Source organism: Siminovitchia acidinfaciens (assembly GCF_003605385.1).
In the GTDB taxonomy this organism is placed as follows: Bacteria; Bacillota; Bacilli; order Bacillales; family Bacillaceae_C; genus Siminovitchia; species Siminovitchia acidinfaciens.
Map to the genome: position 1 here is coordinate 21,346 of NZ_QYTV02000017.1, position 17,294 is coordinate 38,639.

At 44.4% G+C, this 17,294-nt stretch carries 15 protein-coding genes and 1 riboswitch; all 15 genes read right to left on the bottom strand.

The genetic code is table 11. The annotated features are described in order from the left end of the window. Positions 1–26: 26 nt before the first annotated feature. Positions 27–1,043, bottom strand: a complete 1,017-nt coding sequence (locus D4T97_RS20020; RefSeq protein ID WP_235872323.1) for a DUF3048 domain-containing protein — start codon at positions 1,041–1,043, stop codon at positions 27–29. Between the two features lie 43 nt (positions 1,044–1,086). Further along, a complete protein-coding gene (locus D4T97_RS20025; protein WP_126052555.1) occupies positions 1,087–2,829 on the bottom strand; it encodes an adenine deaminase C-terminal domain-containing protein in 1,743 nt (580 codons plus the stop codon). Between the two features lie 152 nt (positions 2,830–2,981). Next, positions 2,982–4,241 carry a phosphoribosylamine--glycine ligase gene (gene purD / locus D4T97_RS20030; RefSeq protein WP_126052556.1) on the bottom strand — a complete coding sequence of 420 codons (1,260 nt, stop codon included), beginning with the start codon at positions 4,239–4,241 and terminating at the stop codon, positions 2,982–2,984. Between the two features lie 21 nt (positions 4,242–4,262). Further along, a complete protein-coding gene (gene purH / locus D4T97_RS20035) occupies positions 4,263–5,795 on the bottom strand; it encodes a bifunctional phosphoribosylaminoimidazolecarboxamide formyltransferase/IMP cyclohydrolase (RefSeq protein WP_126052569.1) in 1,533 nt (510 codons plus the stop codon). A 19-nt stretch (positions 5,796–5,814) separates the two neighbouring features. Beyond that, complete coding sequence (purN, locus tag D4T97_RS20040) at positions 5,815–6,387, bottom strand: phosphoribosylglycinamide formyltransferase (RefSeq protein ID WP_126052557.1); 573 nt, start codon at positions 6,385–6,387, stop codon at positions 5,815–5,817. Continuing rightward, positions 6,384–7,427: a phosphoribosylformylglycinamidine cyclo-ligase gene (purM, locus tag D4T97_RS20045; RefSeq protein ID WP_126052558.1), complete on the bottom strand. Its 1,044-nt coding sequence runs from the start codon at positions 7,425–7,427 to the stop codon at positions 6,384–6,386. The genes purN and purM overlap by 4 nt, the downstream gene beginning before the upstream one ends. A gap of 525 nt (positions 7,428–7,952) precedes the next feature. Beyond that, complete coding sequence (gene purF / locus D4T97_RS20050; protein ID WP_268920464.1) at positions 7,953–9,326, bottom strand: amidophosphoribosyltransferase; 1,374 nt, start codon at positions 9,324–9,326, stop codon at positions 7,953–7,955. Between the two features lie 20 nt (positions 9,327–9,346). Further along, positions 9,347–11,572, bottom strand: coding sequence for a phosphoribosylformylglycinamidine synthase subunit PurL (gene purL, locus D4T97_RS20055; protein ID WP_126052560.1), 2,226 nt, complete (start codon positions 11,570–11,572; stop codon positions 9,347–9,349). Then, a complete protein-coding gene (gene purQ, locus D4T97_RS20060; RefSeq protein WP_126052561.1) occupies positions 11,556–12,242 on the bottom strand; it encodes a phosphoribosylformylglycinamidine synthase subunit PurQ in 687 nt (228 codons plus the stop codon). Before purQ ends, purL begins: the two co-directional genes overlap by 17 nt. Then, a complete protein-coding gene (gene purS, locus D4T97_RS20065; RefSeq protein ID WP_126052562.1) occupies positions 12,239–12,487 on the bottom strand; it encodes a phosphoribosylformylglycinamidine synthase subunit PurS in 249 nt (82 codons plus the stop codon). The genes purQ and purS overlap by 4 nt, the downstream gene beginning before the upstream one ends. A 29-nt stretch (positions 12,488–12,516) precedes the next feature. Next, positions 12,517–13,812, bottom strand: a complete 1,296-nt coding sequence (gene purB / locus D4T97_RS20070) for an adenylosuccinate lyase (RefSeq protein ID WP_126052563.1) — start codon at positions 13,810–13,812, stop codon at positions 12,517–12,519. Between the two features lie 24 nt (positions 13,813–13,836). After that, positions 13,837–14,964 carry a 5-(carboxyamino)imidazole ribonucleotide synthase gene (gene purK / locus D4T97_RS20075; protein WP_126052564.1) on the bottom strand — a complete coding sequence of 376 codons (1,128 nt, stop codon included), beginning with the start codon at positions 14,962–14,964 and terminating at the stop codon, positions 13,837–13,839. Next, entirely contained in the window at positions 14,951–15,439 is a 489-nt protein-coding gene (purE, locus tag D4T97_RS20080; RefSeq protein ID WP_126052565.1) for a 5-(carboxyamino)imidazole ribonucleotide mutase, read from the bottom strand. The genes purK and purE overlap by 14 nt, the downstream gene beginning before the upstream one ends. A gap of 109 nt (positions 15,440–15,548) precedes the next feature. Beyond that, positions 15,549–15,649: riboswitch (purine riboswitch) on the bottom strand. A gap of 74 nt (positions 15,650–15,723) precedes the next feature. Then, entirely contained in the window at positions 15,724–15,891 is a 168-nt protein-coding gene (locus tag D4T97_RS20085; protein ID WP_235872324.1) for an NETI motif-containing protein, read from the bottom strand. 23 nt (positions 15,892–15,914) lie between these two features. After that, a complete protein-coding gene (locus D4T97_RS20090) occupies positions 15,915–16,457 on the bottom strand; it encodes a DUF2179 domain-containing protein (protein WP_126052567.1) in 543 nt (180 codons plus the stop codon). Positions 16,458–17,294: the final 837 nt, after the last annotated feature.

Below are 17,294 nucleotides of genomic sequence, written 5' to 3' on the forward strand. Positions count from 1 at the left end.
AATCCCCTTTATAACTGCAGTCTCTTTTATTCCCCGAAAGAGACCATTGTCAATTCCGGGACGATGTTGATCCAAGTTTTTCCTGGCACCAGTTTTATTGGTTCTCCATTTATATATGGAAAAATTCTTCCATCTTCATTCTTCCATTCCGCTTCCTGTGCTATTCCTTTTTGGAAAACATAAGCTTTACCGCCGGAATCAAGATTAATTCCTAGTCTACCTTCTGAATCTTTTGTCGTGTGTGCCGCTTCAATCACAATTATATTATCCAGAAGAACCGGTTTGTCATTGTCGTATTCGACTGTTTCGGCGCCCCCTGAGGATCTAGTATATTTTTCATCTTCGGCATCGTAATGATATTCTGCAATGAAAGTTGCGTCCTGGCTATATGCCACTTTTACGTTTGCAGCTGCATCACCTGAAAGGTTTCCAGCCTCTTCGTCAGTAAGAAAGCTCAAAGGTTTCGGCGCTTCATCCATTTCGTAGCCGGCATCTTCCGCACCTTTTTCTATATTTTTAAAAGTGATATAGGAATTATGCGGCGCTTGTCGAAAATCCACCCTTTTGAACAATGTCCCGTCATGCTGTATTCCGTTTATGTTGTCGATCGCACCCGATTTCAACGCCTGCTTTGCTTCAGGGCTGTAGCCGTGGGCAATAAACAATGCATCATACCCTTGGGAAAGGTCGATAAAATACTGTCTGGCGCTTCTGACCGGCCCGATACTCTCCGGCTTTTCACTTTGGAATATGGCCAGAAATCTTGTAACTTTTCCTTCGGCCAATACTTCGTAGACTACATCCGCTTGGGAAAGCCCGCTTTGCGGTCTCGCATCCGGGTGATTATTGATTGTCACTGCCACCGCCCGTTCAGGAGGTGCTATCTTTGTTTCAACTCCGGTTAATGGAGCTGTAGCCTTTACAGGCGTTTCTTCTTTTACCGGCTTTTTATCAGGTTCCTCCGGTGTTTCATTTTTACTGCATGCCGATGCAAAAAGCACTAAAGTGGCCAACACAACGCATGCCAATTTGGTTAATCTCAAAATCCCATCCCCTAAAAATATTAAATTTTTTCTACCCACCATTTTAACGCATTAACGTTGGAAAGAGTACTGTTTTATTCATTACATCATATATACCTCGCTGAGTCACGCGAATATATGGCAAATGAGTGGAGGATATGAAAAATAGTGAGTAAACTGGATCCGTATATGGATACCCTCTATCTTTTAACAACTCTCTTAATTTTTTTTCTTCCTCTATCAATATAGGAAACTCTTTCCGCGACATCATGCCTGATAGTGGAAGACGGATTTCATGGATGACCTCTCCATTTTCTGTTAGCACAATTCCGCCGCCGATTTCCTTCATCCTTTCGAATGCAAGTCTCATATCATTTTTGTTTTTTCCAATTAATATGATGTCACCTGTGGTGGAAAAAGAAGATACGAACCCATCTACACGCTTTGCAAACCCTTTAAGTATCGTACTGATTCCCCATTTTCCTTTTTTATCCAAGAGTGCAAAAAAAGATTCATCACTGTCGGGGGGCAGCTCATCCAATGAAACATCCATTGCTATCGAATAAGGTTTCGTAATGACACTGTTGACCATTTTTACCCCAAAGGGCATCGAAAACTGTAAATCTCCTTCGGTTAAGTTCCAGTCAATTGACAGCGGTTCTATTCCGTATTCAGGCCAATGAATATCTTCATCAACGATGATCTGGTCACCATCCCTTTTTACCCAACGTCCTTTGGCAAGAACTGAAACCGGTGTCGGGTTGGCTTCATCCTCAAGGAAGTTGATATTGGCAATTCTGCCTGTACCAATCATTCCATGGAGATGCTGAAGATTATAATGCCTGGCGACGTTGTATGATCCCATATGATAAGCATCAATTGCCGGAATTCCGCTTTCAATCGCCATGCGGATCATTACATCGATCATTCCGTGACTGTAAAATGTGGGGGTCGATCCGTCTGTCGTGAATAACATTGAGTCATACTGGTCCAGCCCCATCTTTTTCATATCGTCCAAAAGGACAGGCAGATCCGGCCTAATTGATGAATGCCTCAAAGACACAGTGTACCCTTGCATAAGCCGCTTGTAAATATCCTCTCCAGTCATCGCTTCGTGATCGCAGTCCGCTCCAAAAAGCATCAGCTTGGCGAGTGTCCTGTCGGAAGCTCCTGGAAAATGCCCTTCCACTTTTTTTCCCAGTCGTTTTGTTTCTTGGATCCAGTGCAACATAAGATCATCGCCATCTAAAAGCTTAGGCCAACCAGTAAGCTCGCCGCCTTGAACAACTTTATCCTGCTCAAGCCACGTCTTTACATCACTATTTGAAAAAATGACTTCTTCGCTTTCCAGCTCCGTCTGTGAATCGTAACGCGTCCACCAATACATCGTGACAGGAGATTCCTCAAACTTACGCAATAAAGAAAACGCTTTCTTTTTCTGTAAATGTAAAAAAAGAAAAAGGTTATCGTTTATCGTAGTTGTTGTACCTGTCTGAGCGGCAAACCGTGAAAAGGACTGCGGATTATACAGAAGGAACGGGTGAACATGTGGTTCAATATAACCAGGAACCAATGTCTTGCCAGTACAATCTACAATTTCTGTAGAGTTTGTATTCTTCGGAAGGTCCTCTCCTGCATACACAATACGGTCCTCATGAATCCAAATATTTCCTTCAACCCATCTCCGGAGCGTTGAATGTAAGAAACGAGCATTTTTCAATAAAATTGCAGGTGGAGTTTTCCCGTCAATGATTGCTGCCTGCTCGCGTATCTCTTTGTTTCTCCATCTGTAAACTTGTTCCAAGATTCCACCCTCCCTGAGGAGTAAGCTCTAATTTTTCTTATCCTATCATACTTTTTATTTTAACGCACTAAAGTTTGAAAGTCGAATCTATTTATTTTTGTATTTTGGGGTCTGACCCCAAATAAAAACTCCCGCCCACAGGCAGGAGTTCATTCTTATAATGCTTTATAGCCAATATCCTTACGATAAAAGAAATGGTCGCTGTCCAACTTTTCCATTTCCTTATACACGTTGTCAGAAGCGGAACGGATGTCAGTTCCCTTGGCAGCAACAAGTAGTAATCTTCCACCGTTGGAAACGTAGGTCCCTTCTTCACTTCCCGCCGCTGTTCCCGCATGAAAGACTTTTACCGATGACTCCAATGCCTTCGTATCCGGAAGCGGCAATCCTTTTTCATAGTCGCCAGGATAGCCGTTTGATGCGTAAACAACACCGATTACTGCATCATCCGACCATTCGATGACTGGATCTTTCCCGTCAAGAATGTCATTTACAAGCACAGCCAAATCGCTGTCAAGGCGTTCAAGTACCACTTGCGTTTCTGGATCTCCAAACCTTGCATTGAATTCGATCGTTTTGGAACCGTCTTTTGTCAAAATCAACCCGGCATAAAGAATTCCGGTAAACGTCCTGCCTTCTTCGATCATGGCATTGGCCGTCGGAATCAGAATGTCCTTCACAGCCTGCTCCACTTCGCCAGCCGGAATGTGAGGAACAGGTGAATATGCACCCATACCACCTGTATTCGGGCCTTTATCTCCGTCAAATGCACGTTTGTGATCCTGCGCGATGACCATTGGATAGACCTTGTCGCCGTTGACGAATGCCATCAGAGAATACTCTTCGCCTTCCAAAAATTCTTCAACCACGACGCTGGCTGATGACTCACCGAACTTTTCGTCAAGCAGCATATCTTTTAATGCCTCATGCGCTTCTTCAAGCGTCACTGCTACAACAACGCCTTTTCCTGCGGCCAACCCGTCTGCCTTGATGACAATTGGTGCTCCTTGTTCATCCACATATGCTTTTGCTTCTTCATACGAATGAAAAGTTTCATAGGCAGCCGTCGGAATTTTGTATTTCTTCATCAGATCTTTTGCGAAGGATTTACTGCCTTCGATGATTGCCGCATTTTTACGCGGACCGAAAATCTTCAAACCTGCTGCTTCGAATTCGTCGACAATCCCAGCATTCAGAGGAACCTCAGGTCCGACGATCGTTAGCTCAATCTGCTCTTTTTTAGCAAAATCAATCAAATCAGTAAAAGCAGTTTCCTTAATCGGCACAACAGTCGCATCTTCTGCAATGCCCGCATTTCCCGGTGCACAAAAGACTCCCGTCACCTGTTTGCTTTCTTTTAATTTTTTACAGATGGCGTGTTCCCTTCCGCCTCCGCCAACAACTAGAACCTTCAAAGAAATTCACCGTCCATTGTTTTAGTGTTTAAAATGACGTACACCAGTAAATACCATAGCGATTCCATGTTCGTCCGCTGCTTTGATGGAGTCTTCATCGCGGATGGAGCCTCCTGGTTGGATGATCGCTGCGATACCCGCTTTTGCCGCTTCTTCCACTGTATCACTCATTGGGAAAAATGCATCGGAAGCAAGTACTGAACCTCTCGCTCTTTCGCCCGCTTGCTCAATAGCTATTTTCGCCGCACCTACACGGTTCATCTGTCCTGCTCCCACACCCAGAGTCATCGCTTCATTTGCAACAACGATGGCGTTTGATTTCACATGCTTGACCACTTTCCATGCCAACTTCAAAGCTTCCATCTCTTCTTCTGTCGGCTTGCGCTTCGTCGGAATTGTTAGCTCTGCATCGTTAAATCCAAGAGCATCCTGATCCTGTACAAGCAATCCGCCTTCGATAGATGTGAGAACTTTTTCCGGAGCATTCTTTTCATTAAAAGAAATCGTCAACAGACGGATATTTTTCTTGGCTGATAAAATCTCGAGGGCTTCCTCTGTAAAAGAAGGCGCGATGATGATTTCCAAGAAAATTTCTTTCAGGATATTTGCTGCATTTCCGTCTACTTCGCGATTAAATGCAATGATTCCGCCAAAAATGGAAGTCGGATCAGCTTCATAGGCTTTTGAAAATGCATCTGCCGCATTCTCGCCTGTACCAACGCCGCAAGGATTCATATGTTTGACTGCAACTGCTGCAGGCTCGTCGAATTCTTTTACAATCTGAAGTGCCGCATCGGCATCGCGGATGTTGTTAAAAGAAAGCTCTTTTCCATGGAGCTGCTTGGCACGGGCAATGGAAAACTTCGACCCAAGCGGCTTTTCGTAAAATGTCGCTTTCTGATGTGGATTTTCGCCATATCTCAACGATTGTTTCATCTCATAAGTGAAAGTGACCCGTTCCGGCAGTTCTTCACCCGCAAGGTTAGTCATATATTCCGCAATCAGTGCATCATACGATGCTGTGTGGCGGTATACCTTAGCTGCAAGCTTTCTTCTTGTTTCAAGTGATACATCTTTGTTAGAGCGGTATTCATTTAAGACCTGCTCGTAATCCGCAGCATCAACAAGAACAACCACACTCTCATGGTTTTTGGCAGAAGCACGGAGCATAGCCGGACCACCGATATCGATATTTTCAATGGCGTCTTCAACAGTCACGCCAGGTTTTTCGATCGTATTCTGGAATGGATACAAATTGACGCACACAACATCAATACCTTTGATTCCTTGCGCTTCCAGTTGTTCCATGTGGGAAGGATCGTTCTTTTTGGCAAGCAATCCTCCGTGAATGAACGGATGGAGTGTTTTTACACGTCCTTCAAGGATTTCCGGAAAACCTGTAACCTCGTCAACAGCCGTAACAGGCAGATTGTTCTCTTCCAGCATTTTTTTCGTTCCGCCTGTTGATAAAACTTCAAATCCCAAATCAATTAATTCTTTTGCAAAGTCGACGACTCCGCTTTTATCTGACACACTGATGAGCGCTCGTTTCATTCTTGCAGCACCTTCCATTTTATCTTTTTCCCTCAAATAGCCGATCCAGCGTTTCGGGGTAAAATTCATGTTCTATTTCGTGAATCTTTTGGGCAACTTCATCTTCCCTATCGCCCTCTTGGATCTCAACGGCTCTCTGGGCAATGATCGGCCCTGTATCCATGCCTTCATCTACAAAGTGAATAGTGACGCCTGTCACTTTCACCCCCGCCGCCACAGCCTGGCCCACCGCATCCATGCCCGGAAAAGCAGGCAGCAGGGACGGATGGATATTGATGATTCTTTTACCATAGTTTTCAAGAAGCACTGATCCGATCAACCGCATATACCCTGCCAAAACGATATACTCCACTTCATTCTTTTGCAATTCTTCATGAAGCATCGTTTCAAACTCTTCCTTGGATGCAAACTGTTTTGGAATGAACTCAAGAACTAGCACTCCAGCCTTTCTTGCCCTTTCAGTCACAAAAGCACCCGGTTTATCACAGACCAGCAACTTTATTTCCGCCCGGAGTTTCCCGGATTGAACCGCATCATGGATGGCTTGAAAATTACTCCCGCTACCTGATGCAAACACTGCTATTTTTTTCACTCTTGTGTACCTGCCCCTGTAAATTGTACGCCTTCACCTTCAATGACAGTGCCGATCTTGTATGCTTTGTCTCCACGCTCTGCGAAATAGCTGATGGCTTCGTCGGCATCATCTGCATCGATAGCTAAAACAAAGCCGATTCCCATATTGAAAATATTGTACATTTCTTCTGTCTTTAGCTTACCGTATTTTTTCAAAGCTTCAAAAATAGGCAAAACAGTCCAAGAGCCTTCTTCTACTTCAGCTCCAAGTCCTTCCGGCAGCATCCTTGGAATGTTTTCAATGAAACCGCCGCCTGTAATATGAGCCATCCCTTTGATTTCAAACTCTCGAAGCGCGGAAATTACCTGCTTTACATAAATCCGTGTAGGCGTAAGCAGTTCCTCCCCAAGCGGTTTATCCAGTTCTGGCAGTTTTTCATCAAGGGAGAATTGATTTTCTTCAAGGAAGATTTTACGAACAAGCGAATAGCCGTTGCTATGAATTCCACTTGATGCGAGACCAATCAGTACATCGCCTGCTTTTATATTTTCCCCGTTGATCAACTGGGATTTTTCACAAGCACCAACAGTAAAACCGGCAAGATCATATTCATCTTCCTTGTACATTCCCGGCATTTCCGCAGTCTCGCCGCCAATCAGGGCAGCGCCTGCCATTTCGCAGCCATCTGCAATTCCCTTGACAATCTGCTCAATTTTATCAGGAACCGCTTTTCCACAAGCGATGTAATCCAGAAAATAAAGGGGCTCCGCTCCCTGTACAACAACATCGTTAACGCACATAGCTACGCAGTCGATACCTATTGTGTCATGTTTATCCATCATAAAAGCAAGCATCAGCTTCGTGCCGACACCGTCTGTACCGGATATAAGAACCGGTTCCTTCAAATTCATTTCTGATAAATCGAACGCGCCGCCAAAGCCGCCAAGCTGTCCCATGACACCTGTTCTAGTTGTCCGATTTACGTGCTTCTTTATTTTCTCAACCGTTTCATAGCCGGCTTCTATATTGACTCCCGCTTTTTGGTAGGCATCAGCCATCCTTATTGCCTCCTATCAGGTTTTTACAATCAAGCGGCGGCGATGGACTCGCCGCCTTTATAAAAATAACATTCGCCATTTTATCAGGCACTACATTACTGATTCGTTACCGTTTTTCGGCCCAGGGACCTTTTTCGGGCACGTATCCCTCTGATTCGTTACCGTTTCTCGGCCAAGGGACCTTTTTCGGGCCCGTATCTCTCCGATTCGTTCCCGTTTCTCGGCCAGGGACCTTTTTCGGGCCCGTATCTCTCCGATTCGTTCCCGTTTCTCGGCCAGGGACCTTTTTCGGGCCCGTATCTCTCCGATTCGTTCCCGTTTCTCGGCCAGGGACCTTTTTCGGGCCCGTATCTCTCCGATTCGTTCCCGTTTCTCGGCCAGGGACCTTTTTCGGGCACGTATCTCTCCGATTCGTTACCGTTTCTCGGCCAGGGACCTTTTTCGGGCACGTATCCCTCTGATTCGTTACTGTTAATTGGCCTTCAGGGCTTTTTTCGGGTCCCTAAGAACCGCCCTCCGCTTTTCCTACTTCATTTCCTTTTCGTACGGAAGAGGGGTATCCGGGAAAATCTCAGTCGGATATTCTCCCGTAAAGCAGGCCATACACTGGCCGCAATTTTTACCCAAGTCATCTTTGCCAATGACCTTCATCATACCTTCCACACTCAGGAAGGTAAGTGAATCTGCTCCGATGATTTCACGGATTTCTTCCACACTGTGGTTGGATGCAATCAGTTCCTCATGAGTCGAAACATCTATTCCGTAGAAACACGGATTCGTCATAGGCGGCGAGCTTATGCATACATGCACTTCCGTCGCCCCGGCCTCTTTTAACATCCGGACGATCCGCCGGCTAGTTGTTCCCCGGACAATGGAATCGTCTACCATGATAACCCGTTTTCCCTCGACTACCCTACGGACTGGGGAAAGTTTCATCTTAACCCCTTGCTCTCGAAGCTCCTGAGTCGGTTTAATAAAAGTTCTTCCTACATATCTGTTCTTAATTAAGCCAAGTTCATACGGAATCCCGGCGGTCTCTGCAAATCCGATTGCGGAGGAAATGCTTGAGTCCGGAACCCCCGTAACAACGTCGCCCTCAATGTTTGCTTCAATGGCAAGCTGCTTGCCGAGTTTTTTCCTCGCTGTATGGATGTTGATTCCACGAATGTCGCTGTCGGGCCTGGAAAAATAAACATATTCCATTGTACACATGGCATTTGATCCGGAAAGGGAAAAGCGCTCTTCATGAATACCGTCATCGTTGATGATAATCAGTTCCCCAGGTTCAACATCACGGATATACTCCGCTCCTATCAAATCGTAGGCACATGTCTCAGATGCTACACAATAAGCATCGCCGACTTTTCCAATAGAAAGAGGCCGCAATCCGTTCGGGTCCTGCGCAATAATTAATTCATTTTCTGTCATCATAATCAGCGCATAAGCACCTTTCACCATGGAAAGAGCATTTTTCACTTTATCCTTCGTTGCGAGGTATCCGCTTCTTTTAATCAAGTGCGCCAAGACCTCAGTATCCGTATTCGTCTGAAAAATACTGCCCTGCATTTCCAATTGATGTTTCAGATCGTTTGCATTGATAAGGTTTCCGCTATGTGAAAGTGCCAGGCTTCCGCTTGATGAGTGGAAGAGAAGCGGCTGAATGTTTTCGATGCCGCTTTTACCTGTGTATCTTACATGTCCGATCGCTCCGTTGCCTTTTAGGCTGTCAAGCTTCTTTTCGTCAAAGACATCATTGACGAGCCCGTCTCCTTTAATGCCTTTCAGGCGCTCTCCGTCCGTTACGACAATCCCTGCACCTTCCTGTCCTCTGTGTTGCAGACTGTGCAATCCATAATATGTCATTCTTGCTGCGTCAGGGTGACCCCATATTCCAAACACACTGCATACCTCATTTATGCTTATTTATTCAGCAGAGACGGGATAGCTCCCTTCCAAGCTTCTTCCATTTTTCTGCTGTCGGATTTGATCAATAGCTCTTTATCTTTGTTAAGGATGACTAGTTCTGCTTTGTCTGTCACTTCACCGATCAATGCTGCATCTTTCACTAATTCTTCAAATGCTGCCTGGTTTTCCTTCTTAACGGAGATGATGAAACGTGACTGTGTCTCAGAGAACAATGCTGCTGTTTTGTCTCCGGCGAGTGTCACTTCCGCTCCCAGACCGTCTGTACCGAACAAGCACTCAGCCAAGGCAACAGCCGCTCCACCTTCTGAAATGTCATGGGCTGAAGCTACAAGGCCGCTACGGATAGCTTCAAGAATTTGCATCTGGCGCGCGGCTTCGATCTCCAGGTCAATTGCAGGGGCTTTTCCAAAAATGTCGCCGTGAACCAATTTCTGAAGTTCGCTTCCGCCGAATTCAGGTTGCGTTTCCCCGACCATATAAACCAAATCGCCAGCTTCTTTGAATGATTGAGTTGTAGTATGGGCAAGGTCAGGAATCAAGCCTACCATTCCAATAATTGGCGTCGGATAAATCGCTTTTCCGCCTTTTTCGTTATAAAGAGAAACGTTTCCGCCAATAACCGGGCTGTTGAGTGCCAAACATGCTTCACTGATTCCTTCTGCTGATTTTTCAATCTGCCAGAAAATCTCCGGCTTGTCCGGACTTCCAAAATTCAGTCCATCTGTGATCGCAAGAGGCTCTGCACCTGAGCAGACAACATTACGTGCAGCTTCAGCAACGGCAATTTTACCGCCCACTTCAGGGTCAAGGTAAATATAGCGGGAGTTACAGTCTGTCGTAATGGCAATGCCTTTATTTGTTCCTGGTATCCTGACGACCGCCGCATCGGAACCTGGTGTGACAATTGTGTTCGATCCAACTTGATGATCGAATTGCTGGTAAACCCATTCCTTACTCGCAATTGTAGGCTGTTGCAATAGCTGAAGAAGTGTCTCCTCAAAATTGCTGACTTCAGGAACCGTTACTTCCATTTCTTGATTCTCTCGGAAGTACGCAGGCACTTCTGATTTTTTATGATAGACAGGAGCATCTTCAGCAAGCGCATCTGCTGGAACTTCTGCAACGACCTCGCCCTTATGAAGGAGGCGCAGCATTTTATCGTCAGTTACATGACCGACGGAAACAGCTTCCAGGTCATATTTCGCAAACAAGTCGATGATTTCCTGTTCACGGCCTTTTTTAATGACGATGAGCATCCGTTCTTGTGATTCGGACAGCATCATTTCATAAGCAGTCATGTCCTCTTCACGCTGGGGAATCAGGTCAAGGTTCATTTCAACACCGTACCCTGCTTTACTTGCCATTTCAGCAGAAGAGCTTGTCAATCCGGCTGCACCCATATCCTGGATTCCGATCAAAGCATCGGATTGTACAAGTTCCAAACAGGCATCCATCAACAGCTTCTCTGTAAAAGGATCTCCTGCTTGTACCGCTGCCCGTTCCTCTTCTTCATCCTCAGACAGTTCCACAGAGGAAAAAGTAGCCCCGTGAATGCCGTCCCGTCCGGTTGCAGCACCAACATACATGACCGTATTGCTGACACCTTTGGCTTGCCCCTTTTGCATATCTTCATGGTTGAGTAGTCCGACAACCATTGCATTGACAAGTGGATTGCTCTCATAGGAAGGGTCAAATTGGATTTCTCCGCCTACCGTAGGTACGCCAAGGGCATTTCCATAGTCTGCGATACCAGCAACTGCCTGTTCAAGCAGATAACGGACCCTGGGAGAGGTCAATTCTCCAAATCTCAAAGAGTTCATGGCTGCAATCGGGCGTGCACCCATGGAAAATACGTCACGGGCAATTCCTCCGACACCAGTGGCCGCTCCTTCATAGGGCTCAATGGCTGAGGGAGAGTTATGACTCTCGATTTTGAAAACAACCGCCTGGTTATCGCCGATGTCTACAATTCCTGCACCTTCGCCGGGTCCTTGTAAAACTTGCTTTCCTTCTGTAGGGAATTTTTTCAATACAGGCTTAGAGCTTTTGTAGCTGCAGTGCTCGGACCACATAACAGAAAAAAGTCCAGTTTCCGTATAGTTCGGCGTTCTTCCGAGCAATTTTTCCGCAAGTTCGAACTCTTCGTCTGACATGCCCATCTCTTGATAGATTTTTTGTTCTTTAATCTGGGATGGATTCGGCTCAAGCATTTGTGACATGTGTTTCCCTCCAGTTTTGTACAATTGATTGGAACAATTTCACTCCATCAGTGCTGCCCAAAAGTTGATCTACAGCTCTTTCAGGGTGAGGCATCAAGCCAAGGACATTTCCTTTTTCATTCGTAATTCCGGCAATGTCAGCTAAGCTGCCATTCGGATTTTCAGATGTATAGGTGAAGATGATTTGATTATTATTTTGGAGCTGTTTCAATTCCGCATCGCTGCAGTAAAAGTTCCCCTTCATATGAGCAACGGGTATTGAAACAATTTCACCATTTTCATAAAGTGATGTAAATGGTGTATCGTTGTTGGTTACTTGAAGCTTTACAGGTTTACAGACAAATTTCAGCTGCTCGTTTCTAAGCATGGCTCCTGGAAGAAGTCCTGCCTCCAAAAGGATTTGAAATCCGTTTCCAATTCCAAGCACAGGCTTCCCTGCTTCCGCCGCTTTTACGATTTCTTTTATAACAGGCTGCCTCTTAGCAATAGCTCCTGGACGGACGGCGTCGCCATATGACGCGCCTCCTGGAATCAAAATCGCATCGAATCCTCCAAGATCTTCTGCATCATGCCGAACGAACTCTGCTTCTTCACCTGTTGTTTGCTTAATTGCCGCATATAAATCAGCCTCGCACGTTGTGCCTGGAAAAACGACTATTGCGATTTTCACTTTGCAGCCGCCTCCTCGATTTCAAAGCGATAATCTTCAACTTCCGTATTGACTAAAAGGTTTTTGCACATATCATGAACTGCATCTTCAACGTTGTCTGTTTGGTCAATTGTCAATTCGATATACTTGCCAACGCGGACATTATCAACAGGAAAATCGGATTTCTTTAGTTCCTTTGTTGCAGCTGCTCCTTCCGGATCGATGACACTTTCTTTCAATGTTACAAATACCTTCACTTTATACATCTTCATTTCTCCTTTCGCTTGCGCGAGTTTTAGTTCAGTCCTAGACGTTCAAAAATAGTGTCTACGTGCTTCAAGTGATACCTTGGGTCAAAACATGCATCAATTTCATCTTGGGAAAGCAGTTTTTGGACAGTTTCATCCTCTCCGATCAGACCTTTGAATGAAACTTGTTTCTCCCATGCTTCCATTGCCTTTGGCTGTACTGTGTCATATGCTTCTTCTCGGGAAAGGCCTTTATCAATCAATGTAAGCATTACTTGCTGTGAAAAAATCAGGCCATGTGTCCTATCCATATTTCTTTTCATGTTTTCCGGATAAACAGTCAAGTTTTTCACGACATTTCCAAAGCGGTTCAGCATATAGTTCAAGGCGATTGTTGCATCCGGAAGAATGATTCTTTCAGCGGATGAATGAGAAATGTCACGCTCATGCCATAAAGCCACGTTGTCATAAGCGGTCACCATATAACCTCTTACTACGCGTGCTATCCCGGCCATATTTTCCGATGCAATCGGGTTGCGTTTATGTGGCATCGCGGACGATCCTTTTTGGCCTTTTGCAAAAAACTCTTCCACTTCACGCGTCTCACTTTTTTGCAATCCACGGATCTCAACCGCAAATTTTTCAATGGACGTAGCGATCAATGCCAATACGCTCATGTAATGGGCATGCCGATCACGCTGCAGCGTCTGTGTTGAAAGAGGTGCTGGCTGAAGGCCTAATTGTTCACAAACAAACTTTTCTACAAATGGGTCAATGTTCGCATATGTGCCGACTGCGCCGGAAATCTTTCCGAATTCGACTCCTTCGGCAGCTTGGTTGAACCTCTCAAGATTTCTTTTCATCTCTTCGTACCAGAGAGCCACTTTTAAACCAAATGTTGTAGGCTCCGCATGAACACCATGTGTTCTGCCCATCATGACTGTATCTTTATGCTCAATGGCTTTATTACGTAAAATAGTGATGAAATTCTCAAGATCATTTCTGATGATGTCATTCGCCTGTTTCAATAAATAGGAAAGGGCCGTATCCACAACGTCTGTGGATGTCAATCCATAGTGGATCCATTTCCGTTCCTCACCAAGTGTTTCTGAAACAGCCCTTGTAAAAGCCACCACGTCATGCCTTGTTTCTGCTTCGATTTCTTTAATTCGGTCCACATCAAAACCAGCTTTTTCACGGATTCGTTTGACATCTTCTTTTGGGATTTCTCCGAGCTCCGACCAGGCTTCACACGCCAATATCTCAACTTCTAGCCAGGCCTGATATCGATTTTCCTCTTTCCAAACTGCTCCCATTTCTGGTCTTGTATACCGTTCAATCATATTTAGAAATCCTCTCTTATCAAGCTATTTCCAAATCTCATTCCCGCGCAATTCTTCCAGGGTTTTATCCATATCAGCAGTGAGTATAGTAATATGACCCATTTTCCGATTCATTTTCGCTTCTTCTTTCCCGTAAAAATGGACATTCCAATCTGGCTGCTGCGGAATTTGTTCAATGACTCCATCAACATGCTGGCCAAGTACATTCACCATAACAGCTTGTTCCAATAACCTTGTTTTCGTTAGGGGCCATCCGCAAACCGCACGGATATGCTGGCCAAACTGCGAAATATTGCAAGCTTCGATTGAATAATGCCCTGAGTTATGCGGACGCGGTGCGAGTTCATTCACATATATCTTTTCATCTTTTGTCAAAAACATTTCAACAGCAAGCGTCCCGACCAAATTTAAGTGAGTAGCTATTTTTTCAGCCAATTGCTCGGCATGTTTCACAACACTTTCAGATACTCTTGCAGGTGCTATTGTTTCATGCAAAATATTGTTCACATGAATATTTTCCCCAACTGGAAAAACTTCAAGCTCCCCATTTACACTTCTTGTCATAATGACTGAGATTTCTTTATCAAATGGGACCCATGACTCCAAGACACACGGTCCATTTTTTAATAAAGCTGCCGCTTCCTTCGCATCTTCGGCCTCCCTTATCACAGACTGCCCTTTTCCGTCGTACCCTCCACGGGAAGTTTTTAATACGCACGGAAAACCGATACGATTCAATTCTGCATTTAGGTCTGCCTCGCTGCGAATGACAGCATAAGGTGCCACTTCAACTCCGGCATCAGTCAGCGCCTGCTTTTCCAAAATGCGATCTTGGGTGATTCTGATCAATTCAGCTCCCTGAGGCACATAAGCCTTCTCCATCAGCCATTTAAGTGCATCATAATCGACATTTTCAAATTCATAAGTGATGACATCACTTATATCTGCAAGTTTTAAAAGTGCTTCCTTATCATCGTAAGGAGCAACTATCTCTTCATCAGCTACTTGGCCCGTCGGTGAGTTGGCAGACGGCTCAACAACAGCAATTCGAAACCCCGCATGCTTAGCAGCCAATGCCATCATTCGCCCCAACTGCCCTCCACCTATAATTCCAATTGTTTTCCCTGGCTGTATCAATTTAGACAAGCTCATCACTGCTTCCTAACACTTTTTCTTTTAAATCATTTCTTCTATTTGATAATCGGTCGTGAAGGGCGTCGTTCTCAGTTGCCAACATTTGTGCGGCAAGAAGTCCCGCATTCGTAGCGCCTGCTTTTCCAATCGCAACAGTTGCGACAGGAACACCGCCAGGCATCTGAACGATGGATAACAATGAATCCATTCCTTTTAAAGCTCTTGATTCCACAGGAACACCAATAACGGGAACAAGCGTCTTCGCCGCCACCATTCCCGGTAAATGAGCTGCCCCGCCTGCACCGGCGATAATTACTTTCAATCCTCTTTCTCTGGCAGTTTCTGCATATTCAAACATTAGATCCGGCGTTCTATGCGCCGATACAACCCTTTTTTCATAAGGAACCTGCAGCTCGTCCAAAATGTCACAAGCATGCTTCATTGTCTCCCAGTCAGATGTACTGCCCATAATGATTCCGACTTCGGCCTTCATAAAATAAAACCCTCCGTCCCAGTTCTGTTTTAAAATAAAAAGCCGGATAATCTACTCTCTTTTGGAAAAAGAAAGCAGATTATCCGGGAGTTCATGCACAAAAATATTTCCCAAATCCCACTTTCCTCATAGTCCAATTATTTACGGTAATTGGGTAGAAACTGATGGGCCTTATCCCCACAATATACGAGGCTTTAACAACTTAATCTTAACAATCATGCGCAACGATGTCAATCAATAATCGAACGATATGAAAGTCTTATTTGTTAATGTTCGGATTTAGGTCATTTTTTAATACCCTCAAAAATAATCTTTTGAGAGATTGGCTTATATTCAACTTTTCCCTTTTTCTTTTCTTCAATAAACACCGGCTTTTCCATCCGGCGGACAGGGCGGTAACCTTCCCTATCCATCCGTGCTAAGCATTCACTAATCGTTTCATTTTCCTCCACGGAAAAACTCTTTTTCCTGCCGCTCACTTAGGCTGTCTACCTCTCTTTACAGATTTTACCCAGAATCCACCATAAATTGTTTTAGGTTCATAAGCAATGATAAACGCTTTAGGATCGAGCTCTTTTATCAGTTGGTAAAGTTTCAATTCATATTTTCTTGCAGTCAATACCTGAAGGGCCATCCTGTCACCTTCAAGGCCTTGCGCCGCCCAGCTTGTAACGCCATAACCTCTATCACGCAGCTGCTTTGGAAGGTCCCTATCATATTCTTTTGTAATGACATTCACAGTTATGTATCCAAGGGCCAGCTTTTCTTCAATTTTCGTACCTACAATGACCCCGCTGCCATAACCAACTGCATAAGCAATCAGATTTTGTATTTGATTTAGATTATCCAACACGAGTCCAAGACCCACAACATAAATAATGATCTCAAACATACTCACAACCGCTGCAACGTACCGGTATCCCTTTAAAGTCAAAATCATTCTGATCGTGAAAAAAGATACATAGATGACATTGATAATGAAAATAATGACAACCATTACCAAACCGTTCTCAAACATTGTGGGCCTCATTCCTTTCTCTTGTTAAACCATTTACAATTATAAAGGATTTCAAACTGTTTTCATATTTAATCATATTATCTGAAAAAACTTTTTAAGGAAGATGTGGCAAATTGAAGAAGAGCGTGAAGGCTAATAATAGTGAAATTTATAAGTCCATTTTTAGGAATTACCTTCCTGGAAGGGTGATTATACAGCGTGCGGACGAATGAGCGGATATTTGATTGTAATGATAGCAAATTCGCCGAGAGTTCGAGGATAACTCTTTTTGTAATAGGTTTTGAGTTCGGGTGGAAATTTTAAAAATGCGGAAGACATTGTAAGATATTTAACCGCGAACTATTAACAATAGCATGGGACTTTCAATGTACAAACTCGGGCTCGAATCGTAGAGCTGGTAGTACTAAATAATATCCTGTTCTTTTTGCGTAAAAGTTTTCCAGGGAGCCAAGAACTTCTTAGTGACCGAAAAAGCGAAAAACACAGTAATTGGGTCACTAAACAGCGGTCTAAGATACCGTATAAGTGGTAATAGTAGTTTTGTGGTAACATAGAAGCACTCTAAGTGACCGATAATGGATAAAAGCAGATTTACGGTAACTAAGAAACTCTCTAAGTAACCGGAAACATAAAAACCCCTCTCTTAATCACTAGGCTAAGAAATTTTGCGGTGAGTATTATGGCTACATCTTAAAAAGTACTCTATGCCAAAACGCTAAAATAAGTGTCTTGAAAACACAAAAGACATGAAGCCTGTTGACTCCATGTCTTTTCTCATTGCCCGGCGACGTCCTGCTCTCACAAGGGGAAGCCCCTCACTACCATCGGCGCTGAAGA